A 22,597-nucleotide genomic window follows, 5' to 3' on the forward strand; every position below is an offset into this window, starting at 1 on the left:
TGCCCACGAGCGTGAGACGTGTCGGTGCCCGCCGGACCGGCCGTCACGGACGGGTACGGCGGGCACGGACGGGTACGGCGGGCACCGGGAGTGCGCGTGCGTCGGCTCAGGCGCCGGCGGCCCGCTTGATCAGATCGGCGACGGCGGCCGGCTGCGACACGTAGATCGCGTGGCTGCCCGCCACCTCGACCGTCGTCGCCCCGATGCGCTCGGCCATGGCCTGCTGCGCCGGCGGCGGGATCATCCGGTCCTCGGAGGCGACCAGGTACCACGACGGCTTCGTGCGCCAGGCCGGCGTGGCCACCGCGCCCGCCAGGGCCTCGACGCCCCACGGCACCTGTGAGTCGGCCAGGAACCGGGCCTGGGCGAGCGGCAGGTCGCCGGCGAAGGACTCGGGGAACTTCTCCCGGTCCAGGAGCAGGAAGCCGTCCACCGGCGGCAGGATCGGCGGCACCGGCGCGCCGGGCGGCGGGTCGGCGATCAGCGTGTTCACCGACTCGCTCTTGTCCGGCGCGAAGGCGGCGACGTACACCAGCGCCGTGACCTTGTCGTGGTTGCCGGCCTCGGTGATCACCGCGCCGCCGTACGAGTGGCCGACCAGGGTGACCGGTCCCGGCTGCGCGTCGATCACCCGCCGGGTGACGAGCACGTCGTCGTCCAGGGACAGCGTGGGGTTTTGCACGACGGCCACGGTGTAGCCGTCGTCGACCAGGGCCTCGTACACCCCCTGCCAGCCGGCGCCGTCCACGAAGCCGCCGTGGACGAGGACGACGTTGCCGCGCGATGCGTTGTCGCTCATCGTTTCGTTCCTCCCGAGTCCCGCGGAGCCGATGACGCCGCTGCCCCGGCCCGCAACGCCGACACTAGGAACGCGAACCGCCCCGCCTCTTGCGTCATTTGACGCAATTCGCGGCCGCGTCTCGTCACCGCCGGGTGCCGCCGAGGGCGTCGCGCAGGCCGGCCCGGGAGGTGATGCCCAGCTTGGGGAACACCCGGTACAGGTGGGAGGAGACCGTTCGCGGGGACAGGAACAGGCGCTCGCCGATCTGCTTGTTGCTCAGGCCGGTCGCCGCCAGGCTCGCGATCCGGTGCTCCTGCGGGGTGAGCGCGCCGATCCGCGGGACGTCGTCGACGCAGGCGCGCAGCTCCTCGCGGGCGCGCTGTGCCCAGGGCGCCGCGCCGAGCCGTTCGAAGCCCTCGACGGCCGCGGCCAGTTGCGGGCGGGCCGGGATGGGCGCCCCGCCGGCCCGCAGCCGTTCGCCGCAGTACAGCCGGATGCGGGCGTGGTCGAACGGCCACCGTTCGGCGTCCTCGTCGGCCAGGGCCTCGCCGAAGTGGCGCAGGGCCTCGGCGTCGTTGCGCGACGCCATGGCGGCGCACGCGCCCAGGACGATGCGCAGGCGCGGCGAGACCGTGTCGAGCCCCGCCTCGCGAGCCGCCGCGACGTGGTCGCGCGCCTTGTCGTGCCTGCCGGTTCGCGCCGCCGCCTCGACCGTGTCCAGGATCGCCCACAGCGCGTGTCCGACGAACGGGGCGAGTGTCCCGGCGGGCGAGATCCGGCACGCGTGGTGGTAGGCCGACTCGAAGTCGCCCTGGGACAGCGCGAGTAGCGTCTTCACGTGCGCGGCGTAGCAGGTGACGGCGCGTGCTCTGCGGGAGGCGCCCCACTGGTCCATCCCCTCGGCGAGCGAGCGGGCGGTCGCGAAGTCGCCGCAGGCCGCGGACACACACGCGAGGACGAACTTCCCGGTCCAGGACCGCAGCGGGTAGTGGAACTCCTCGCACAGCGCCAGCCCGTTGCCGACCACGTCGCGCAGCTCGACCCACCGGCCGGTGAACCAGGCATGGCTGCCCCACAGGAACGACGCCTGGATGGCCGGGAAATGGTTCTCGCCGCCGCTTCCGCCCCGCGCCGTGCGCAACAGCGGTTCGTCCATGGCGCCGAGGCGGTCGACGTACGCGCCCGCGGTGCCGATGCGTACGATGCGGACCGGGTCGGAGGTGTCGGCCACGGCCGCGACGGCGGCGTCGAGCCGGTCCCAGTCGGACGGGCGGGCGTGGGCCGGGTCGGCGAACGTGGCCCGCAGCAGACGCAGGGTGTCCGGGACCGAGATGCACTTGGCCAGCGCCGCGTCGTAGCCCGCCCACAGGCCCGCCCTGGCGCCGTAGACGCACACGATGAGCAGCGTGGACAGGGCTTCGAGCAGGGTGGGGTCGCTCAGGTCGTAGGGCTCGGGTTGGAGTGCGATGGCGCCGGACAGCAGGCGGTGCGCGGTGTCGACGTCGCCGTGGCTGTTGAGGAGGTACATCGTGGCGGCCACCGTGGCGGCCGGCGAGTCGGAGTCGGGGTGGATCCGGCGGGCGTGCTCCAGCAGGCGAGGCACCTCGCGCAGATCGCCGGTGATGTTCGCTCCGACGTACGCGGCCTTGGCGAGCAGTCGGGCCTGCTCGGCCGCCGCCGGACTCAGGTCGGCGGCGCGCACCAGCGCCGCCACCGCGCTCGGCCCGTCACCGCGACGGGCGCCGGTCTCCGCGGTCTCCTCCAGCAGCGCGGCGATCCGCTCGTCGGGCTCCTCCGCCGCCTGCGCCAGGTGCCACACCCGCTGCTCGGGTACCCCCGCCCACGCCTCGGCGAGCGCACGGTGCACACCGCGCCGCTGGTCACTGGTGGACAGGTCCACCACCGCCGAGCGAATGAGGGAGTGCCGGAACCCGAGCCGGCCCGTCGTGTCGTCGACGCGGACGAGGTCGACCCGCTCGGCGGGGGCGAGGTGTTTGAGATCGCACCGCCCGGCCACGGCCCGGCGCACCACCAGCAGGTTGCCGCTGCCCTCCAGGGCCGCGACGAGCAGCAGATGCCGGGTGGCCGCCGGCAACACCGTGATCCGGGAGGCGAAGGCCGCCTGAAGCCGCCGGCTGAGCGGGATGCGTCGCGGCAGAGCCCGGCCGGCGCTGCGCTGGGAGTCGGTGAGCGCGGCCGGCAGTTCGAGCAGCGCGAGCGGGTTGCCCTCGGCGTCCGCCATCAGCCGCCGGCGCACTCTCGCGGCGAGCGAGGGAAAGCGGCGGACGAGGAGTTCCTCCGACGCGGCCTCGGAGAGCGGGCCCAGCTCGTACGACGGGAGGCCGCCGTGGGCGAAGAAGCTCTCGTCACCGACCCGGACCGCGCACACCATGCCGGCCCGGGCCACCCCCGCCAACGCACCCGCCACATGGGCGAACACCACGGCACTTGCCGGGTCCAGCCACTGCGCGTCGTCCAGCACGAGCACGGTGGGCCGCTCACGGGACAGATCCGTGAACAGCGACACCACGGCCGCCGCGACCGCCTCCTGCCGCCCGGACACGGCCGCGTGTCCCAGATCCGCCACCGCGGCCAGGACGGGCATGGCGCCGGCCCGGGACCGCACGTCCGCAACGGAGGTCAGCAGTTGCCGCAGCGCCCCATATCCGGTCTGGGCCCGGTACTGCACACCCACGGTGTGCAGCACCCGAATCCCGGCGGCCTCGGCCTCCCGGGCGAACACGCCCAGCAGCGCCGTCTTTCCGACCCCCGGATCCCCGAGCAGTACCAACGACCCGCCACGGTCGCCGACTTCGACGACGAACGCGCCGAGCCGCGCCAGGTCCGCCGCGCGGCCGACCAGTATCCCGTCGTCGATGGTGGGCGCGTGGCCGCCGCCCGAGGCGCCGAAGAGGTCGTGGATCCCGGTTCCGGTCTCCGCGCCGGTGCGGTCGTCCATGCCGACACCTCCTGGTCCGTTGCGTTCGGCGCCACGCCGACGAGCACAGCCGAACCGCACGCGCCGCGGCGGTTCGCCGGGGACGGTGCGGATCGCGGGTGCCGCCCGCGGTACCGCTGACATCGACAAGATTCCTGCTCCGGGCGCGAGTTCGACACCGTTCAAGTGATGTGGATCATGTGGCGGTCGGTCATCGGACGTCCGGTGGTCGCCAGCGGTGCCGTGCACGAGGTCGGCCACGGCGGAGGCGAAGGCAGGGGGCCGGGAGTGGATCGGGCGGACCGGGCCGGTAGCGGACACATGGTATCGATGGACGGTGCCATCGACGTCAAGGGTGTGCGTGCCCGGAGAGAGCGGATGCGGGGCGTCGGTCACGGAACGACTCCTGCGTGGGGGCGGATGTCGCGGGATGCCGTCACCGCAGGAGGCGGTCGCACCCGGTCGCTTCGGTCGGAGGACCGAGGAAGGCCCGTCGCGGAGGCTCGCCCCCGAGATGCTTGACCTTGTCGCAACGTCAGGGTTTCTACTGGACGCATGCGAATCGGCGAGATCGCCGCCCTCGTGGGAGTCACTCCTCGGGCCGTGCGGCACTACCACCATCTCGGACTGCTGCCCGAGCCCGTACGGCGAGGCAACGGATACCGCGAGTACGGCATCCGGGACGCCGTGCTCCTCGCCCGGATCCGGCGGCTGAGCGAACTCGGGCTCGGCCTCGACGAGGTGCGGGACGTCCTCGCGGACGACGAGGGCCGCGAACTGGTGGAGGTGCTGCGGGAGTTGGACGAAGACCTCGGCCGGCAGGAAGCGCTCGTCCGGGAGCGGCGCGCGCGGCTCGCCGTACTCCTCGAGGAGGCACGGGCCGGCCGGCTGACCGCCGAGGGGCCGCTGTCACCGGAGCTGACCGCGCTGTTGGCGGGTCTCGGCGAGGTGCCGGCCTCCCCGATGGCGGTGAAGGACCGGGAGGTCCTGGCCCTCCTGGACACCGTGATCCCCGAGGAGGACCGGGTGCGGCTGATGGAGTCGCTGCGCGGCATGGAGGCGCACGCGGGCGAGGTGTACGGCCTGCTGGACGACCTCGCCGAGGCGGAACCGGACGACCCGCGCGTGGCCGGCGCCGCGGCCGTACTCGCGGCCCTTCTGCCCGACGACGTCGCCATGCGGTACCCCGACACCGCCGGACGCGGTCTGGCGGAAGCCGTCTTCGCGGACATGGCGCCGGCCCAATCGGCGGCGATCCGCCGCGCGATCGAACTGGTGCGGCAACGAAGGGAGGGACCATCGTGACGACCTCGGAGATCCGCGCGCTCCCGCCCGAACCCGCCGCCCCCGCGCGGGGACGCGTTCCGCGGACACTGCGCGCCATCGTGTTGTCGGCCCAACTCGGGTCGCTCGCCTGCCTGCTCGGCGGCGTGCCGGTGCCCGGCGCCGCCCTGCTCGGCGGGGGCCTGCTCCTGCCGGTGCTGCTCGGGTCCGAGGCCCTGGTCTGGCTGCGGCTGCGGCGACGCGGGCTCTCCCGGCGGGAAGCATTCGCCCGACTCGTCCCCGAGCGTACGGCGCGGTGCATGGCGCACGAGGCGCGGATCATGGCGAGCCTGCTCCGGTGGGCCGTACGCCGTCCGCACGGCGTCGACAGGGCCGACGCGGTCTTCCCGCATGCCCGTGACCAGGCCGCCCTGATCTTCGGCCTCGCGTTCGCCTGCGTGATCGAGACCCTCGCCATGTCGTACCTGCTCGCCGACCGACCCGTCGTGCACACCGTGTTCCTCGTCGTCGACATCTACACCGTCCTGTTCCTCTTCGGCCTGCACGCCGCCGCCGTCACCCGCCCGCACGTGCTCGCCGACGGTGTCCTGCGCGTGCGCCAGGCGGCCCACGTCGACATTCGCGTACCGCTCGACCGGATCGCCTCCATCCGGCGTGAGACGCGGTTCACCCATGACCGGGAGGACGGCGAGCTGAACCTGACCGTCGGCGCGCAGACCTCGCTCACCCTCGACCTGACCGAACCGGTCGACGCTCCGAGGTTCTTCGGCGCCCCCCGCCTCGTACGGGTGATCCGCCTGCACGCGGACGACCCCAAGGCCCTGTACGACGCCGTCACACGAGCACGAACCGCACCCGCCCGGGGTGCACCCGCGTCGGGGTGAGCACCGGGTCCGGCGGGGCACGCTCGGCGCTCCGCACCCCGGTGCCGCCGGCTTCACGACCACTGCGCGGTCGACGGCGAGGACCGGGTGCGCTGGACCACCTTGGGCTTGTCGACCAAGGTGCCGGCGTCGTGGTAGAAGAGCCGGTTCTCGACGATCTTGCCGCCCTTGACGGTGAATTGCTCGATGAACCGGGTCGGCTCTCCGGTCGCGATGTCGGTGATGCCGACGCACGCCGCGACGCGGTCGCCGTCGGCGATGGTGTAGTGCACCGTGATCGAGGAGATGTCGAGGTAGTCGGGCAGGACTTGAGCGAGGGCGAGGAATTCGTCCTTGCCGTGGTACGCCTTCCCGAAGGGCAGGAACAACGGTTCGATGACCGCGATGTCGTCGGACAGGTGGGAGAGGACTCCCTCGATGTCGCCCTTGTTCGCCGCGGCGAACATGGCTTCGACGACCGCGCGGTTGCGCTCGGTCGGTGACGTGGCCGCGGACATGACGTTCCTCCTGAAGGGCGAGGGCTCTCGGGCGTCGAGAACCTCGGTGACAGTCGCTTTCGGGTTGCGGGTGTTCGCGTCGGTGCCGGGTTCAGCGGTCGATCGTGGACTCGTTGAAGTCGTCGTGCCGGGCGCCGGTGGCCGGCGTGAGGGTGTCGAGCCGCCGCAACCGATCGGCGGTCAGAACGACGTCGTCGGCGGCGGTGTTCTCCTCGACGCGGGCGACGCGCCGGCTTCCGGGGATCGGGGCGATGTCCCCGCCCTGGGCCGCCAGCCACGCCAGCGCGATCTGGGCCGGGGTCGCGCCGACCTCGCCCGCGACGGCCCGTACCTCCTCCACGAGCCGCAGGTTCTGTCGGAAGGCCTCGCCGACGAACCGCGGATTGGTCTTGCGCCAGTCCCCCTCGGGGATCTCCTCCGGCGTGCGGATCCCGCCGGTGAGGAACCCGTGCCCGAGCGGCGCGTAGGGGACCAGGCCGATACCCAGCTCGCGCAGCAGAGGCAGCAACTCGCTCTCGACATCGCGGGTCCACAGGGAGTACTCGGTCTGCAACGCGGAAATCGGATGAACGGCGTGTGCGCGGCGGATCGTGTCCGGAGCGGCCTCGGACAGGCCGATGTGCAGGACCTTGCCCTCGGCGACCAGCTCGGCCACGGCGCCGATGGTCTCCTCGATGGGGGTGCTCCGGTCGACCCGGTGCTGATAGTAGAGATCGATCCGATCGGTGCGCAGACGCTTCAGAGACCCCTCGACGGCGGTACGGATGTTGGCCGGGCTGCTGTCGAACATGGCGGTCGCGTCCCCGCCGTGCGACAGGATGCCGAACTTCGTGGCGATGACGGCCCGGTCGCGCCGGCCTTCCAGCGCCCGCCCGACGATCTCCTCGCTGTGGAACGGGCCGTAGCTTTCCGCGGTGTCGATGTGGGTGACGCCGAGGTCGAGCGCGCGATGGATGGCGCGGACGGATTCGGCGTCGTCCAAGCCGCCACCCGAGGTGTAGGTGCCGGCCATGGTCATGGTGCCCAGGCCGATCCGGGAAACCCGCAGGCTCCCGAGCATCGCGTTCCGCATCGAAGGACTCTTTTCTCGTGGAGGGGGAGTGGCGCGGGAGGGTGTGTCAGGGGTAAGCGGCGAGGACGGGCATCCGTGGTGTCCGGGCGTCGATCCCGACCCCGCCGACGACCAGCCAACATCGGTTGACCACATCCCGACAGGCACGGCCGAAAGGGGTACTCGCAGGGACCCCTTCCGGTGCGCGGGCCGGGCCTACCCTCGATCCCATGGACGAACAGGAGGCCGCCCGCTCCGCGGTCCGCGAGTTCCTGACCACCCGCCGTGCCCGGGTCACCCCCGCCGACGCCGGCCTTCCTCCGCAGGGCGCCCGCCGTCGGGTGAAGGGCCTGCGCAGGGAGGAGGTCGCGCTGCTCGCCGGGGTCAGCCCGGAGTACTACGTGCGGCTCGAACGCGGCCAGGCGACCGGGCCCTCCGCCGGCGTCGTCGACGCCGTCGCCGGGGTCCTGCGCCTGGACGAGGACGAACGCGCCCACCTCGACCGGCTGCTCGCGGCCCTGACCCCCGCGGCCCGCAAGCGGCGACGCCGGGTGGGGAAGGACCCGGTCAGCCCGGGAATCCGGTTGCTGCTCGACTCGATGGACCACCTACCCGCGATGGTCTTCAACGGCCGGTTCGACATCCTCGCGGCCAACACACTGGGGCGCGCACTCCTGGCACCGATGTACGACCTGCACGAACAGCCGAACTGCGCCCGCTTCCTGTTCCTCGAAGAGCCCAGGGCCCGGGACCTGTTCCCCGAGTGGGACCGGATCACGGCCGACACGGTGGCGATGCTGCGCATCGAGGCCGGCCGCCATCCCGACGACCCCGACCTGACCGCTCTGATCGGTCAACTCGCCACCCGCAGCCCGCACTTCCGGACACGCTGGGCAAGCAACGACGTCCGCGTCCACCGCGCCGGCACCAAGACCTTCCGACACCCGCTCATCGGCGAGATCACACTGCCCTACGAGACCCTGCACATCGACGCCGCCTCCAGCCGGATCCTCATCGTCCACACACCCCAACCGGGCACCCTCGAAGCCGACGCGATCCGCCTCCTGGCCAGTTGGAACGCCGACAACCAACGGAACATCAACCCGACAGCATGACCATGTGCCGCGCTTGAGGAGGATGACCGCAGCCGCGTCGCTTGGTGCCTCCGGACCAGGGGCTTTTGCGGACCGCCAGACGAGGCACCGCGGGATTCCGCCGGCCCAGTAGGGTCGCGGGGCGATCGAACGAAGGAGCACCGAGTCCGTGGAGTCGGGCATCGTGGGGCAGGCCGTGGGCCTGTTCGCCGTGACGAACGTCGACGACATCGTGATCCTGGCGCTGTTCTTCGCCCGGGGAGCGGGGCACCGCGGCGCGGCTCGGCGGATCGTGCTCGGCCAGTACCTCGGCTTCGCCGGGATCCTCGCCGTCGCCGGAGCCGCCGCGTTCGGCGCCACGTTCCTGCCCGGGTCGGCCATCCCGTACCTGGGCCTGCTTCCCGTCGCGCTCGGCGTCAAGGCGGCCTGGCAGGCATGGGAACACCGCGGCGAGGCCGACGGGGAGCGGGACGGGGCGAGCGGTGGCCCGAAGGCCCTGGAAATCGCCGCCGTCACCTTCGCCAACGGTGGCGACAACATCGGCGTCTACGTCCCGGTGCTCACCACCGCCGGAGTCGGCGGGATGGCCGTGTACGCGGTCGTGTTCCTGGCGCTGGTCGCGGTGTGGTGCCTCGCCGGCCGCTGCTTCGCCACCCGCCCCGTCGTCGCCAAGGCGCTGAGCCGCTGGGGCCACATCCTGCTCCCGGTGGTGCTGATCGCCATCGGCCTGCTCATCCTCGTCGAAGGCGGCGCGTTCGGGCTGTAGCCGGCCGACCGCGCCGTATCGACGATCCGTCACGTGGTGGCCGGCCGGGTGCGGAGCCACGGTGTCGTTCCCGGAGGCGGGAGCGATGATCCGTGTTTGCCGTGCCGCGTGGAGGTGTTCGGGCGTGGGGTCGTGGATCGATCGGTGCACCCGGTCTTCCACGTCTTCGCGGCCGGCTCCCTACACCAGCGCACGGCCGTGGGGGCCGAACCGGCGTCCCTCGGTGGGGCGCAGGTCGGCGGTCACCTTGACGCGCCTCAGCCAGCGGTCGGTGCCGTCGTAGCGGGCCCGGAACGGGCGGCGGCCGTGGACGGCCCGTTTGTTGTCGACGATCAGTGCCTGCCCGGGTGCGACGACCACATCGCGCAGGGATCGGTCGATCGTGTCGATCAATGTGTCGAGGGCGCGTTCGGCTTCGGGATCCCGGAGGCGGCGCCGCATGTAGGGCGGGTCGATGCAGAGGAAGGGCGCGTCGGGGTCGCCGGTGAGGACGGCGAGTTCGCGTGGCCGGTGCGTCGCCGCGATGATGCGTTCGAAGGTCTCGGCGCTGGGGTGGTGGTCGCTGTTTCCGGTCATGGGGGTCCGGAGAGTCGTGGAGTGGGATTTGTCGGGGAGGATGACGAATCGTTCCTCGAACAGGACGCGTTTGATGTCGGGGTCGAGGTCCAGGTCCGTGACGGGGACGAAGGTCGTGGCGATGTCGTCGTGATTGCGCAGGCCGAGCAGGACGAGCCAGTCGGCGCGGTGGGGATGGAAGGCGTCTTCGATGTGCCAGTGCAGCATCGTCGTCGAGCTCGAGCCCAGCTTTTCGTGCTCGTGTTCGGGCACGGGGAACATGTCCCCCGTCAGCCTGCCCGATTGCTGGGTGAGGGAGGAGAAGGGGCTGCCCAGCAGCGAGCCGATCAACAGCAGCAGCGCGGTGGCGCAGTCCAGTTCGCGGGAGCGTGGCGGGTTGCTCTGGTCGGTGGGGGTGGGGCCGATCAGGGTCGGGTCGAGGGTGAGTCCCGACAGGAGGAGTCCGCCGTAGGGCTGACCGGTCAGCCGGAAGCGGGTCAGGACGGTGCGGACGCGGACGGGCAGTTCCTGCGCGCGAACCGCGATGGTGTCCAGTTGCCGGTCGAGGGGGCGGGCGGGATCGGCGTCCACCAGTCGTTCGGCCACGTCGCGGAGCACCGCGCTTTCCTGTGCGGTCAGATCCAGACGTGGGATGGTGCCGTCGCCGTCGAGATCCGGTGGCGTCGATGCGGTGTGCGTCATTGCTGAATCCCTTGTTCTGGTGGCTTCACGCCCGGGTCGCTCGGCTGGGGCGGCGGATGACCGGTCGGCGGGTATGGCGACGGGTCTGCGGTCGCCGTCGCGCCGATGCCCGTGGCGGTCGGTTCGTCGTGACGGGAGCCGGCGCCGGGGCCGGTCGGGGTCGACGGCCGCACTCGTGACTCGTCCGAGGGCGGTGCGTGGTTCAGGCCGCTGCCGGATGCGCGGGACGCCTCCACCTGGGCGAGGAGTTGCCTGGCCTTCGCCTCGGCGGTGGCCAGTGCGTCGTCACCGACGATCCAGCGCAGCGGCGGCTCCGCGGCCTCGGCGATCCGGATCAGCGACGCCGCGAGTTTGGCCGGGTCGCCTGCTTGCCTGCCGTTCTTGAGTCGCCATGCGGGCAGCATGGTGGCGGTGCGCCCGGCGTAGTCCTCGATCGACGACTCGGGCCAGGTGGTGGAGGGTTCGCTCAGCAGTTCGGTACGGAACAGGCCCGGGTTGACGATGGTGGTGCGGATGCCGAACGGTTCGATGTCGAAGCGCAACGATTCCATCCATCCTTCGACACCGAACTTGGCGGTGGCGTAGGCGGCGCAGAACTCCAGGCCGGCCAAGCCGTCGATCGAGGAGATCGTGATGATGTGACCACCGCGCTCGCGTCGCATGTACGGCAGGACGGCGCGGGTGACGTTCATCGGCCCCATCAAGGTGGACTCGATCTGGGCCCGCATCCGTTCGGGTGGGATCTCCTCGAAGTAGCCTGGGTAGGAGTCGGCGGCGTTGTTGACCAGTACGTCGACGCGTCCGAACCGCTCCACCGCCGCCGCGACTGCGGTCTCGGCTTCGGCGGGTCGGGTGATGTCCAACCGGGCCACCAGCAGGTCGTCATGTTCGCCGAACACCTGCTCGATGCGTGCGGGGCGGCGACCGGTCGCCACCACGCGGTGGCCGGCGTCCAGCGCCGCCCGGACGATGTGGGTGCCCAGGCCCCGTCCGGCACCGGTGACGAGCCAGACCTTCATGGTGTTCATTCCTCCCGGAAGCCGCGCGCCGGATGCGGCGAAGGTACGCGCGAACCGGACGGGGTGCCGCGGGTGATGTGGCCGATGGTGATGCCCTCGGCGGCGCGCGCGGCCGTGCGGTTTCGGGTGGTCATGGACGTTCGAGGAGGTGCAGTCGGCTGTGTGCGAGTGCCTCGACCACGATGGACGCCTCACCGTGGGAGTGCTCGTGCGAGCGCGCCTCCATGCGCAGACTCGGTCCGGCCCGGCCGCCGAAGTGGTCGCACACGTGGACGTGGGCGACGTACATCGCCCGGACCGCGGTCAGGAACGTCTCGTACTCCTCGGATCGGGCGCGGAGGGCGTTCAGGGGGAGATCGCGGAAGGCCTGTACCAGTGCGTGGTGGTCCCGGGTCTGCATGCCGCTGAAACCGGCGTTCAGGCGAGGGGGCGTCATCGTGTCGCGCACCGACCCGTAGTCCTGCGGTCGGAAGTCCCCGGCGTAGCGCAGGCCGGCCCCCGCGGCGAGCGCCAGTCGGGAGGCGAGCAGCAGGTGCGTGCGTACGCCGGGATCGTCGCCGCGGTCGACGGCGGTGCGCAGCAGGTTCAGCGCGACGACGAGTGCCTGGATCTGGGCAAAGAAGTGCTGGTGTCCGAGGTGCCAGCGGCCCGAGGGGCGGTAGGCGTGGCCGTGCGCGAGCGGTGGGGTTCGGGTCGGGGGCGCGGCGGGGTCCTCGTCGGTCGCCGAGGACGCGTACCCGTACCACGGGGCATAGCCGTCGAGCAGACGAGCGACCTCCTCGGGCCGCATGGTCGTCCCCATGGTCCGCAGATCCATCAGGACCCGGGCATGGCTCAGCGCCGTACCGGCGAGAAACGCGACGCCGGCGTTGTCGCAGACCCGCGTGATCCGGAAGAAGCCGTCGTGTTCGGCGAAGTCCTCGATGGCGCCCCGGTCCGGGTCCGTCCGAGTCGACATCATCGCCCCGGGGCAATGCTCCGAGAGACAATCGCGCGCTGCGATCGCAAAGCCGCGAGTATCCGTGAACAGTCGGGGCGGTGACAGGGAGAAATTATCGAGGATGGGGACGGCCGACCGCAGCTCCGCCCGTCCGGTCGGTAGAAAGTGAGGAAAAGGGAGAGTAAGCGTGCCGAACGATGCGCTGTCGCTTTCGAATGTCTTCTCCATATTCAGGCACCCTGTATTCGGGGGTCTTTTCTGTCAACCGCCCATCGGGTGACGCCCCGTTCGTTTCACACGGCGGCAGCAGCCGATCGCGGCCGATCGGCTGAATCCTCGCCGATCGCGGACCGTGACAGGCGGGCGCAGTATAGGAACCGACGAGGCTCTCGAACGCCCAAACCACTCGCCGTCGTCCTGCACCGGCCAGGCACAGGGCGACGGTACTCACCGCGATCACCGACCCGGATGGAAACACCATGACACGTCCCGCCATCGCCGACCTGACCCTCTTCCCCATGGCTCTGGGCGGCAACGTCTTCGGCTGGACAGCCGATCAGGACGAATCCTTCGCCGTCATGGACGCCTACGCGGAAGCCGGCGGAAATTTCATCGACACGGCGGACTCCTACTCCAAATGGGCACCGGGAAATTCCGGCGGAGAGTCCGAAGAGATCATCGGGAAATGGATGAAGGCCCGGGGAAACCGGGCCGATATGGTCATCGCCACCAAAGTCGGAGCGCACCCCGAATTTACCGGCATCGCACCCCGGGTCGTCGCGGGTGCCGTCGAGCAATCCCTCCGGCGCCTGCAAACCGACTACATCGATCTCTACTACACGCACAACGATGATCCCGGGGTACCCGTGGAGGACTTCCTCGGAGCCCTGGACCGCCTCGTGGCGCAGGGAAAAGTGCGCCACATCGGCGCATCGAACATCTCCGCCGAACGCCTCACCGCTGCCTTGGCCGCCTCCGAGCGCGACGGATCGGCGAGTTATGTCGTTCTGCAGCATCACTACAACCTCATGGAACGCGACCGCTACGAAGGCGGGTTGCGAAACGTGGTCGCCGCGCACGGACTGGCGACCGCGCCGTACTACGCCCTGGCCGGGGGATTCCTCACCGGCAAGTACCGGCCGGGAACGACGGTGGACAGTCCACGATCGGCGTCCGCCGTCGCGTATCTGAACTCGAGCCGCGGTGGACGGGTGCTGGCGGCTCTGGACACCGTGGCCAGGGCCCACGGCGCGAGTGTGACCGCGGTGGCGCTCGCCTGGCTCGCGGCACAACCGACCGTGACCGTGCCCATCGCAAGCGCCCGCGACACGGCGCAGTTGGCCGACCAACTCGCCTTTCTCGACATCGCCCTCGAAGAGGCGGAGGTGCAACTCCTGTCCGCGGCCTCCGAGGCCACCGACTCCCCGCACGACGACGCGTGAGGCCGACACAGCCGTCGGTGGCGGGCCGCTGCTGTGGACGCCGAGGTGGACGGCGTTGTCAGTGCCCTGCCGAACACGGCGACGTGGATGCGGTTGTCGCGGTCGAGGGCCGCGCTCACGCCGCCTTGGCTGCCGTGCCGTCGATGACCGCGCCGACATCGGAGGCGACGTGCGTGGCGTGATTCAGCTTCACGATCCAGTCGCTGTGACCGGGGACGCGCTCATGGCACACGTGAAGGTTGTCCGTCATGCCCCGACCGCCCATCACGATGCGGCCGAACCGTCCCGCACCGCGAACAGGCTCCGAAGGTCCGGCCAGGTGTCGTCCCCGGCCCTGACAGGCGAGACGGAGTCACCGCAGGAGCGGGTCGGGCTGCCTCGGCGCGAGTCGGGCTCGGGGCACAGTGGTCCCCACGCCGCTGACACCCGCCCGGCGGACCCATGCCGCTCGTCCCGTCCCACCCATGCCGACATTCGATGCTCTTTACAGCCGACATGCCGTCACCGGTTTGTCAGGCGACTTTGCGACATTTGTAGCCGGACAGGTAGCCCTGTTCGATTACCCCGTAGGCGCCGTTTGCCTTCTTCTGGTCGCAGACCCACGTGCCCTTCTTGTAGATTCCTACGATCTCGAACGGCTGCCAGATGAAACCCCATCCCGTCTGGGCACCATTTTTGGCCTCGCAACGACGCATGTCGTCACCTACATCCCCATCGATGTCCTTGCTGGGGAACTGACACACGTACTGCCAGGTGGAGTCGGCCTCATCCTCCACCGTCCCGGCCACGGACGGTGCAGCGGCGGCCAAAAGAAATGCCGATGAGAGGGCGATGGAGAGAAAACCACGTTTCATTCGTGCCTCCTGCTCGGATGCAACCCGCGCTCACAGCCGACGGCTCAGCGCATTCGCCACACAGGTGTTGTGTGCAGCCCACCCACGCCTTCCCACGACGCCCGCCGAGCAGTACTCCACCGAGGCGGATTCACCACATCAGGTGACCGAGCGAGTACCAAGTCCGGGCCGAGGCTGCCGGAGAAATGCAGCGAAGTGCCCAACGGTCCGGCCCGATGACGGGAAGGCCGATGCGCGCAACGCGGCGCCCATGCGGCGCAGGCCGGGACGGCAGTCCGCTTCGTGCTACCGGTGGAGGCCCCCCGCCCCGCCGGCGGCGGTCTGGCCCGGATCAGGCGCGGTCGGTGATCGCCCCGGAGCAGATTTTGTGTACCCGGAGCTTCCAAAAATCTGTGGTGGCTGGAGTAGACATTGGGTGCTGGTGTGGTTATGGTTTCTCTCGTAGCCCAGAGAGACGGAAGGGCCTGGCAGAGACGAACTGCCGGTCGCAGTACACGTAGTCGAAGTTTGCAGGACGGTGCGCTGGTGGAGCCCCGAAGCCAGGGTTGTCGCAGGACGGCGACGGGACTGACGGCCGCATCGGGTGAGCGATGTCGCAAGTGCAGTGCGCAGTACCCGCAGTAGAAGTAAGTGAGCAGCACCTCGGTGAAGGCGTCGACTGCGGACGCGCGCACCGGGAGGTTCGGCGGTGGGGTTCCAAGCCAGAGCAAGCGAAGAACGGGCGATCGGGGCCGGCCGTCGAAGGAGTGGCGCAGTCACAGGCCACCGAGCAGTACGTGTCACCGGCAGTATGCGGAACCGATAGAGCAACACCGGCATTACGCAACCGAGGAAACAACGAAGGAGTGGAAGCGCCATCGGGATCGCCCGGGCGGAAGTCTCGAGCCCGGGTACCGCAGGACATCGTCAGTGAGGTGGTCTCCGGTCAAGCAACCGCGATCCCCACGCCCCCGATGCCAATCCGGTCGGGTCCGCGGAATCAATAGGCCGGCGCAACGTCAGGGCCGGCAGGTGGTGTAGCAGTTCCTTCGGGGCCCTGGATGCCGAACGGCACCAGGGCCCCTCCACGTTCCACAGAGAGGCGCGATGACAGCAGACAACTCGTACGGCCGTCTCGACGACGACGACTACCCCGCCTACACCACGGGCCGGGCCGCCGAGATCCTCGGCACCACCCAGGGCTTCCTCCGCGCCGTCGAGGGAGCCCGCCTGATCACCCCGCTGCGCTCCGAAGGCGGCCATCGCCGCTACTCCCGTCGACAGCTTCGTATCGCGGCCCGTGCTCGGGAACTCGTCGACCGCGGGACCTCCATCGAGGCCGCCTGCCGCATCGTCGTCCTCGAGAATCGGCTGGAGGACGCCCGGCGCGGCAACGCCGAAGGCCGCCGATCCGCGGTATCGGTGAGCCCCACCGCCGTGGCCTGAGACGACCGAGATCCGCAATCCCCGAGAACCTCTCGGCCACCGCCCACACACGCCGGCCGCGAGGCACAGCATTCGACCGGGCACGTCTCCTGATCGACCCCATGACAGGGTGCGCATGGCCGCCCGGAGACCGGTAGCGCGCTGTCGTTCGTGGCCCATGAGGTTGCTTGCGAGCAGATGCTCCGGACATATGCCGTTGCCGGAATCCGCCGAAGCGCGCGTGCGTCCGGCTTGCGCCGGCGAGGTGTCCGGGACGGCGAACGGCCCCGGAGAACCGGCCGCACGCTCGCCCGACGGCGAGCGCGTGGCCGGTCCTTCGAGGCCGGGGTGTCGCGGGTGCGGGTCAGGCTGCGGTGACGGCGCGAGGTGCGGGGCGGGTGGTGGGGCCGGAGCGGCGGGCCTGGGCGGAGCCGCTGCGGCGTCCGCGCGAGGAGGAACCGCTACCGGTGCGGCGGGGGCGGTCGACCACCGGTGCGGTGATGACGACCGGGATGCCGGAAGGTACCTGGGCGCCGGTGATCCGGGTCAGTTCGGCCTCGCCGGAGCGGACCTGGGTGGTTTGCGGTGTGATACCGGCGTCGGACATCAGGCGGATCATCTGGCGGCGCTCGCCGGGCAGGACCAGGGTGACCACGCTGCCGGACTCGCCGGCGCGGGCGGTACGGCCACCGCGGTGCAGGTAATCCTTGTGGTCGCTGGGCGGGTCGACGTTGACGACCAGGTCGAGGTTGTCCACGTGGATGCCGCGCGCGGCGACGTTCGTGGCGACCAGGACGGTGACGTGGCCCGACTTGAACTGCGTGAGCGTACGGGTGCGTTCGGGCTGCGACTTGCCGCCGTGCAGCGCCGCGGCGCGGACACCGCTGTTGAGCAGGTGCGCGGTGAGCCGGTCGACCGCGTGCTTGGTGTCGAGGAACATGATCACCCGGCCGTCGCGGGCGGCGATGTGCGTGGTGGCGGCGTTCTTGTCCGAGCCCTGGACGTGCAGCACGTGGTGTTCCATTGTGGTGACCGCGCCGGCGGAGGGGTCGACCGAGTGCACGACCGGATCGTGCAGGTACTTGCGCACCAGCAGGTCCACGTTGCGGTCCAGGGTGGCCGAGAACAGCATTCGCTGCCCGTCGGGGCGTACCCGGTCCAGGAGTTCGGTGACCTGGGGCATGAAGCCCATGTCCGCCATCTGGTCGGCCTCGTCCAGGACCGTGACGCCGACATCGGTCAGTACGCAGGCGCCGCGGTCGAGCAGGTCCTTGAGCCGGCCGGGCGTGGCCACGACCACCTCGGCGCCGGCGCGCAGCGCGCTGATCTGGCGGCCGATCGGCATGCCCCCGGTCACCGTGGCCATCCGCATCCGCAGCGAACGGGCGTACGGGGTCAGCGCTTCGGTGACCTGCTGGGCCAGCTCACGGGTGGGCACCAGCACCAGCGCGAGCGGGTGCCCGGGCTCGGCGCGCCGGCCGGCGGTACGGGCGAGCAGCGCCAGGCCGAAGGCCAACGTCTTGCCCGATCCGGTCCGGCCACGGCCCAGCACATTGCGGCCGACCAGCGAGTTCGGCAGCGTCGCCGCCTGGATCGGGAACGGCTCGGTCATACCCAGACCGGTCAGCGTCGCGAGCAACTCGGCCGGCATGTCCAACTCGGCGAACGAGGTCACCGCGAGCAGCGCAGGGGTGATGGTCTCGGGAAGCGCGAACTCCCTCTGCACACCGGAGGAGCGGCGGCCGTAGCTGCCGGAACCGCCCGCGCGGCCGTAGCCGCCGGAGCGGCCCGAGGAGCCGGAACGGCCGTAGCCACTGCCGCCGGCGGCCGAGCGGGTGTAGCCGCCGGTGCCGCCGCTCCGGCCGCGGGAAGAGGAACTGTACGAAGAACTGGTGGAGCGGGCGTTCGGGTTCACGGGGAACCTTCCTCGACACGGGACGTACCGCGGAGACCCGGCAGCCGAAAGCCGCGCAAGGCATCACGAGAACGAGCCGAAATGAAAAACAGAAACGAAGTGGGGCGAACGAATTCGCGCGAGCACACTTCGAAGAGGCGCGGCGCCGCGAAAACGGCGGCCGGCTCGAATGGACTGCGAAGTCCGGGGGCGGTGGGCGGTGCGCGGTCTCAAGCCGTCGGCTGCCGCCTACCGGGCGGGGATACTGCGTCGCGTGCCGTCGTCACGACCTCGGGAAAAGAGGGGCGAGCGGCCTGCGGTGAAAATACGAACTTCGCACCAGGGCCCGCGACCTCACGGTGGGGCGAGCCCTGGTACGAGGGCGCCGGAAGGGCGTCAGGCGGGAACGATGTTCTCGGCCTGCGGGCCCTTCTGGCCCTGGGTGACGTCGAAGGAGACCTTCTGGCCTTCCTGGAGCTCACGGAAGCCCTGGGCGGCGATGTTCGAGTAGTGGGCGAAGACGTCGGGGCCGCCGCCGTCCTGCTCGATGAAGCCGAAGCCCTTTTCCGCGTTGAACCACTTCACGGTGCCAGTGGTCGATGCCATGTCGTTCTCCTTCGATTGGGGGCAGTACCGGAATCCACGTTGTGCGATTCCGCGTCGCCGCAAGGAGCCCATCCCGGAGATGACCGGCCAAACAAAAAATGCACCCACGGATCACGCCCGTCAGGTGCACACAAAGTTCATGGGTACCACAACTGCAACTGATACCAACGTAGCACGGATAGCGACGGCATCGCGGACTTTGACGATCAACAGCCCCCGATGCCGGGTAGTGCGGGGGCCGGCAACGCGGCCCACCTCCCGACTCGTTGCTGTCTCCCGCAAGAAAACCCGCCGCAGGCCCCGGCCCCGGTTGCAGCCGTGCGAACGACGACGTACTCCCGATGCCCGCCCACCGTCGTGCGCCACCGGCGCGCGCGTGGGGGGCGATCAGGCGCTTGAGTTCCTTGGTGACCGTGCTCGACTGGAGCCGGGAGCCGTCCTCGCGGGTGAACAACGGCCCGGAGACGACCCAGGCGGCACTCGCGGCCGTGCGCTAGGCGTGCCGGCGCTTGCGGTGGGCGTGCTTGTCGATCGCGAGTGTGTGCGTGCCGCTGACCCGCCGATGCTCGAGGCCGGAGTGGTGGAGCCTGGAAGCGATGACAGGCCAACGAGGTGTCCTCTCGCGTGGGATTGTTGGCGGTCATCTTCTGCGTCACGAAAAAGCAACCGTCGCGTCTTGTCCATCTATGACGCCCTGCGGGCTTGATTCGTCCGATCATCGAGCAGGATCATGGATCTGGAGGTCGGGCGGCGCGAGTCCCTGGTTGTAACCGAACTGGTCGCCTTGGCCCAGGCGTTGGGGGTGCCGGCGATCAGCCTCCTGTTCCCCGTGGGCGAGGTCGCCACCGTTTCGCCGACTCCTGGCGCCGTCGTCGTTACGTGGGATGCGCTTGCGGCCTTCGCGGGGGAGAGGGCGGCGTCCGAGTTGCCGCCGTCGGATTCGCCGCGTACGCGGCTCGAGGCGTCTCGCCATCATGCGGTTGCCGTCGAGGCGGCCGGCGCATGATCGGCGTCGGCTTGCGACCGTGAACCTCGATCCGGCCGAGCACGAGCGGGTGGGGCAAATCGCGGCGCAGTACGAGCGGTTGACGTTCGAGGACATCCTGGGCTGCGTGATCTGCGGATGCGGATGCGGATGCGCGCTCGGGGGCTGAAGCCGCCCATTCTTCCCGCTCGGCTCGCTCATGTTGACGATGGCACCGCGACGGAGGTGTCCAACGCCTGAAAGGCCTGGCGTGCCGACGCCGTTGCGGGGGGTGTTCCGAAGAGGACCGGACTCCCGGAGTTCGTGGGCTACGCCTGCGGTTGCCGTGCGAGGGACGGTCGGTCTCGGTGTGACGCTGGGTTTCCCCGAGGGCAGCGTGCGCAGCGCACCGCGAAAGAGCCTCGTGGCTCATGAAGCTCGCCTCGGTCGACGACTTGAGCGATCGACCGGATCGATGGACTGAAGCGCAGGCCACCTCAGAGACAGGCATCGATAACTGGCCGATGCCAAAACGACCAGTACGGGCCGGGGGGTGACGGTGCGTCATCTGCATCGGACGCCGATACGGCCGGAAAGCGCGGAGCGGGACATCGCCGGGGCGGGGATGTTGGAGGGCGGCTGGTATTCCACCGAGGAGGTGGCCGAGTTGCTCGGGGTGGATCCGTCGTCGCTGCGGAGGTGGCGGATCGAACGCCCGGTGCGGGGGCCGCCGCCCGTGCCGCTGTCGGCGCGGACGACGGTGTACAGGTGGCGGATGTGGAGGCGTGGTTGGCGGGCCGTCGGGTGGATCCGCAGGTGGCTGCCTGATGCCACCGCCTCGAATACCGGCCGTGGGCCTCAACCTGTCCTCCGATATCGAGTTTCGTGAGGGCGGCTGAAGAAGTCGGCCGTAGCGGGCGTCGATCCGGCGATGGCCGTGATGCCGTTGGGCGAATACAGCGACCTGGTCACGGTTGTCGCCGCGCAGGGCTACGAGATGGCGTGTGGTCCACATCTGGTCCACACGTACCGAACCCATTCCGAGGCGGTGCCCGGCCACCGGGATGCCACGGCCGATTCGCGCCTGTACCGGGATCCACGTCGCGGGCGAACCGCCCCTCCGTCAGCGCCCCTGATACGCCCCCGTACGCCCCCTCGCCACCCTTGAGCATCCCGGGAGCAGCGCGATGAAGTGGTGCGCGGACGGTGGGCCGACCGGGCCTCCGTCCGCCCGACGATCGGGGATCGGCATGACGGACGCGGACAAGGGCAGCTCGGCACCGGGTACGAACGCCGACACGAATCCGGGCAAGCGCACGAGGGCGGCCCGGGCCGGTCGGGGCTGGGGGCGCGCCGTGGTGATCGGTGGCGGCTACGCGGGCCTGCTGGCGGCCCGGGTCCTGGCCGACCACTTCGACGAGGTCCTGGTGCTGGAGCGGGACGTCGTCGACCGCACCACGGGTGCACATCCGAGCGCGCCGCAGTCGTATCACGCGCACGCGATGCTGGCCAGGGGTGCCCAGGCGCTGGAGGTGCTCTTCCCGGGCCTGCGCGCGGAGTTGGAACAGCTCGGCGCGCCCGTGTACGACTACGGGGAGCGGATCAGCTTCCTGCTGCCCACCGGCTACGCCGTGCGTGCCACCACCGGAGTGCGGATCCAGTCCTTCACTCGGGACGAGCTTGAACGCCGGATCCGGGGCCGGGTGCTCGACCTGGCCCGGGTTCGGCTGCTCGACGGGGCCCGGGTCCGTGGCCTGGGCAGGGGCGCGGACGGCCGGATCAACTCGGTCCGATACCGGACCGAGCAGGGCGGGGAGCAGGAGGCCACGGCCGACCTGGTGGTGGACGCCTCCGGGCGTACCACCTCGATCGACGACTGGCTGACCGAGGCCGGGTTGCCGGTCTCGGCGAAGAACACGGTGAAGGCGAAGATCACCTACACCACGATGGTTTTCGACCGCACCCCCGAAGAGAAGGACTACGACGTCGCCTACCAGATGAGCTTCGCCCCCGCGGTGCGCCGCGGCGGTGCCATGCTCGCGGTAGAGCACGGCCGCTGGGTCTGCTCGCTGTTCGGCTTCGAGCAGCAGCCGCCCACCGACCCGGACGGCTTCCTGGACTACGCGCGCAGCCTGGACAACCCCCGGCTGGCCGAGCAGATCGCACGCCGCAGCGGCCACGACGAGTTGCACCGCTACACCAACCCCGGCAGTACCTGGCGCCTGCACCACCGCAACCCCGGCTGGCCGGAGGGACTGATCGCGATCGGCGACGCGCTCTGCGTCTTCAACCCGGTCTACGGCCAGGGGCTGACCGTGCCCGCCATCCAGGCCGAGGCGCTCGGCTCGCTGCTCCGTCGCCGCTCCACCGGTACGGGCCCGACCGGCCTGAGCCGCGAATACCTGCGCGCGGCGGCCGAGATCATCAAGGTGCCGTGGTCGCTGTCCACCACCTCGGACCTGATGTGGAGCCCGTCCGGCCAACCGCCGGCCGCCCGCTTCGCGCACTGGTACAACAAGCAGGTTTTCGCGCTGGCCCGGCACGACGCCGATGTCTGGACGCGCTTCGTCAAGGTGGCCAACATGACCGGCCCGTCCTCACTGCTGACGCACCCCACGGTCCTCGCCAAAATCGCCCGACAGGCCGTCACCCGCCGCCCGAACCCCGGCGCCGACGACGCCCCGTACGCGGATCGGCGGGACGGAGCTGCCTGACCACACATGACGGCAATCCGGAGACGCGCGGCAACCACCGCCACCGGATCCTGACTGCGCCCACATACGGATACGTCCGGTCCAACAGGCCGCATAGCGCTCGGCATCCCGCAGCACCCAGGCGTGGGCGGAGGATGATGCGGGTTCGACGGAACTCGGGGGCACGGGTGTGCCTTCCGGCGGTGCTCAGCTCCGCCGCAGCGACGAG

The 22,597-nt window shown here is 70.5% G+C and carries 22 protein-coding genes; 9 read left to right on the forward strand and 13 right to left on the reverse strand.

Translation table 11 applies throughout. The annotated features are described in order from the left end of the window. Positions 1-106: 106 nt before the first annotated feature. Both B4N89_RS26985 and B4N89_RS26990 read right to left on the reverse strand, forming a co-directional pair. On the reverse strand, positions 107-799 hold the full coding sequence (locus tag B4N89_RS26985; RefSeq protein ID WP_078978379.1) for an alpha/beta fold hydrolase: 693 nt from the start codon (positions 797-799) through the stop codon (positions 107-109). Between the two features lie 124 nt (positions 800-923). Beyond that, entirely contained in the window at positions 924-3,740 is a 2,817-nt protein-coding gene (locus B4N89_RS26990) for a helix-turn-helix transcriptional regulator (RefSeq protein ID WP_161500819.1), read from the reverse strand. A 534-nt stretch (positions 3,741-4,274) separates the two neighbouring features. Between B4N89_RS26990 and B4N89_RS26995 the strand changes: the two genes are divergently transcribed. Both B4N89_RS26995 and B4N89_RS27000 read left to right on the forward strand, forming a co-directional pair. Further along, the gene (locus B4N89_RS26995; protein WP_078978381.1) at positions 4,275-5,024 is read left to right on the forward strand and encodes a MerR family transcriptional regulator; all 750 of its coding nucleotides are present in this window, start codon (positions 4,275-4,277) and stop codon (positions 5,022-5,024) included. Beyond that, positions 5,021-5,887 carry a hypothetical protein gene (locus B4N89_RS27000; RefSeq protein ID WP_321170716.1) on the forward strand — a complete coding sequence of 289 codons (867 nt, stop codon included), beginning with the start codon at positions 5,021-5,023 and terminating at the stop codon, positions 5,885-5,887. The genes B4N89_RS26995 and B4N89_RS27000 overlap by 4 nt, the downstream gene beginning before the upstream one ends. Before the next feature lie 53 nt (positions 5,888-5,940). On the opposite strand, the gene B4N89_RS27005 is transcribed toward B4N89_RS27000, so the two are convergent. Both B4N89_RS27005 and B4N89_RS27010 read right to left on the reverse strand, forming a co-directional pair. Next, entirely contained in the window at positions 5,941-6,384 is a 444-nt protein-coding gene (locus B4N89_RS27005; protein WP_078978382.1) for a nuclear transport factor 2 family protein, read from the reverse strand. Between the two features lie 91 nt (positions 6,385-6,475). Next, positions 6,476-7,456: an aldo/keto reductase gene (locus tag B4N89_RS27010; protein ID WP_078978383.1), complete on the reverse strand. Its 981-nt coding sequence runs from the start codon at positions 7,454-7,456 to the stop codon at positions 6,476-6,478. A gap of 209 nt (positions 7,457-7,665) precedes the next feature. On the opposite strand from B4N89_RS27010, the gene B4N89_RS27015 reads away from it, so the two are divergent. Further along, a complete protein-coding gene (locus B4N89_RS27015) occupies positions 7,666-8,550 on the forward strand; it encodes a helix-turn-helix domain-containing protein (RefSeq protein ID WP_078978384.1) in 885 nt (294 codons plus the stop codon). Positions 8,551-8,698: 148 nt separating this feature from the next. Then, entirely contained in the window at positions 8,699-9,295 is a 597-nt protein-coding gene (locus B4N89_RS27020; RefSeq protein ID WP_078978385.1) for a cadmium resistance transporter, read from the forward strand. A 180-nt stretch (positions 9,296-9,475) separates the two neighbouring features. Here the strand turns inward: B4N89_RS27020 and gntD are convergent, their stop codons facing one another. From gntD to B4N89_RS27035, 4 genes are read right to left on the reverse strand one after another with little or no spacing between them, the layout of a single operon-like run. Continuing rightward, positions 9,476-10,552: a guanitoxin biosynthesis L-enduracididine beta-hydroxylase GntD gene (gene gntD / locus B4N89_RS27025; protein WP_078978386.1), complete on the reverse strand. Its 1,077-nt coding sequence runs from the start codon at positions 10,550-10,552 to the stop codon at positions 9,476-9,478. Continuing rightward, complete coding sequence (locus B4N89_RS27030) at positions 10,549-11,571, reverse strand: SDR family oxidoreductase (protein ID WP_201260915.1); 1,023 nt, start codon at positions 11,569-11,571, stop codon at positions 10,549-10,551. The genes gntD and B4N89_RS27030 overlap by 4 nt, the downstream gene beginning before the upstream one ends. 5 nt (positions 11,572-11,576) lie before the next feature. Continuing rightward, positions 11,577-11,705: a hypothetical protein gene (locus tag B4N89_RS52690; protein WP_268812525.1), complete on the reverse strand. Its 129-nt coding sequence runs from the start codon at positions 11,703-11,705 to the stop codon at positions 11,577-11,579. Beyond that, a complete protein-coding gene (locus tag B4N89_RS27035) occupies positions 11,702-12,529 on the reverse strand; it encodes a hypothetical protein (RefSeq protein WP_161500820.1) in 828 nt (275 codons plus the stop codon). Before B4N89_RS27035 ends, B4N89_RS52690 begins: the two co-directional genes overlap by 4 nt. A gap of 461 nt (positions 12,530-12,990) precedes the next feature. Between B4N89_RS27035 and B4N89_RS27040 the strand changes: the two genes are divergently transcribed. Next, complete coding sequence (locus B4N89_RS27040) at positions 12,991-13,953, forward strand: aldo/keto reductase (RefSeq protein WP_078978389.1); 963 nt, start codon at positions 12,991-12,993, stop codon at positions 13,951-13,953. 115 nt (positions 13,954-14,068) lie between these two features. On the opposite strand, the gene B4N89_RS52695 is transcribed toward B4N89_RS27040, so the two are convergent. Next, positions 14,069-14,203 carry a hypothetical protein gene (locus tag B4N89_RS52695; RefSeq protein ID WP_268812526.1) on the reverse strand — a complete coding sequence of 45 codons (135 nt, stop codon included), beginning with the start codon at positions 14,201-14,203 and terminating at the stop codon, positions 14,069-14,071. A 262-nt stretch (positions 14,204-14,465) separates the two neighbouring features. Then, positions 14,466-14,807 carry a hypothetical protein gene (locus tag B4N89_RS27045; RefSeq protein WP_143658099.1) on the reverse strand — a complete coding sequence of 114 codons (342 nt, stop codon included), beginning with the start codon at positions 14,805-14,807 and terminating at the stop codon, positions 14,466-14,468. 1,086 nt (positions 14,808-15,893) lie between these two features. Here B4N89_RS27045 and B4N89_RS27050 point away from each other — a divergent pair. After that, complete coding sequence (locus tag B4N89_RS27050) at positions 15,894-16,232, forward strand: helix-turn-helix domain-containing protein (RefSeq protein ID WP_078978391.1); 339 nt, start codon at positions 15,894-15,896, stop codon at positions 16,230-16,232. A gap of 343 nt (positions 16,233-16,575) precedes the next feature. On the opposite strand, the gene B4N89_RS27055 is transcribed toward B4N89_RS27050, so the two are convergent. Together B4N89_RS27055 and B4N89_RS27060 are read right to left on the reverse strand one after the other, a co-directional pair. Then, positions 16,576-18,126 (reverse strand): DEAD/DEAH box helicase, encoded by a 1,551-nt coding sequence (locus tag B4N89_RS27055; RefSeq protein WP_078978392.1) that lies wholly within the window; start codon positions 18,124-18,126, stop codon positions 16,576-16,578. Positions 18,127-18,501: 375 nt separating this feature from the next. Next, on the reverse strand, positions 18,502-18,711 hold the full coding sequence (locus tag B4N89_RS27060) for a cold-shock protein (RefSeq protein WP_078978393.1): 210 nt from the start codon (positions 18,709-18,711) through the stop codon (positions 18,502-18,504). A gap of 730 nt (positions 18,712-19,441) precedes the next feature. Here B4N89_RS27060 and B4N89_RS27065 point away from each other — a divergent pair. After that, positions 19,442-19,717: a hypothetical protein gene (locus B4N89_RS27065; protein ID WP_078978394.1), complete on the forward strand. Its 276-nt coding sequence runs from the start codon at positions 19,442-19,444 to the stop codon at positions 19,715-19,717. Positions 19,718-19,736: 19 nt separating this feature from the next. Continuing rightward, complete coding sequence (locus B4N89_RS52700) at positions 19,737-19,865, forward strand: hypothetical protein (protein ID WP_268812527.1); 129 nt, start codon at positions 19,737-19,739, stop codon at positions 19,863-19,865. Positions 19,866-20,239: 374 nt separating this feature from the next. Here the strand turns inward: B4N89_RS52700 and B4N89_RS49950 are convergent, their stop codons facing one another. Continuing rightward, positions 20,240-20,509 carry a hypothetical protein gene (locus B4N89_RS49950; RefSeq protein ID WP_161500821.1) on the reverse strand — a complete coding sequence of 90 codons (270 nt, stop codon included), beginning with the start codon at positions 20,507-20,509 and terminating at the stop codon, positions 20,240-20,242. A 416-nt stretch (positions 20,510-20,925) separates the two neighbouring features. Here B4N89_RS49950 and B4N89_RS49955 point away from each other — a divergent pair, with 416 nt between their 5' ends. Then, positions 20,926-22,389 carry an FAD-dependent monooxygenase gene (locus B4N89_RS49955; protein ID WP_078978395.1) on the forward strand — a complete coding sequence of 488 codons (1,464 nt, stop codon included), beginning with the start codon at positions 20,926-20,928 and terminating at the stop codon, positions 22,387-22,389. Positions 22,390-22,597 lie beyond the last annotated feature (208 nt).

The organism is Embleya scabrispora (assembly GCF_002024165.1).
GTDB lineage: Bacteria > Actinomycetota > Actinomycetes > Streptomycetales > Streptomycetaceae > Embleya > Embleya scabrispora_A.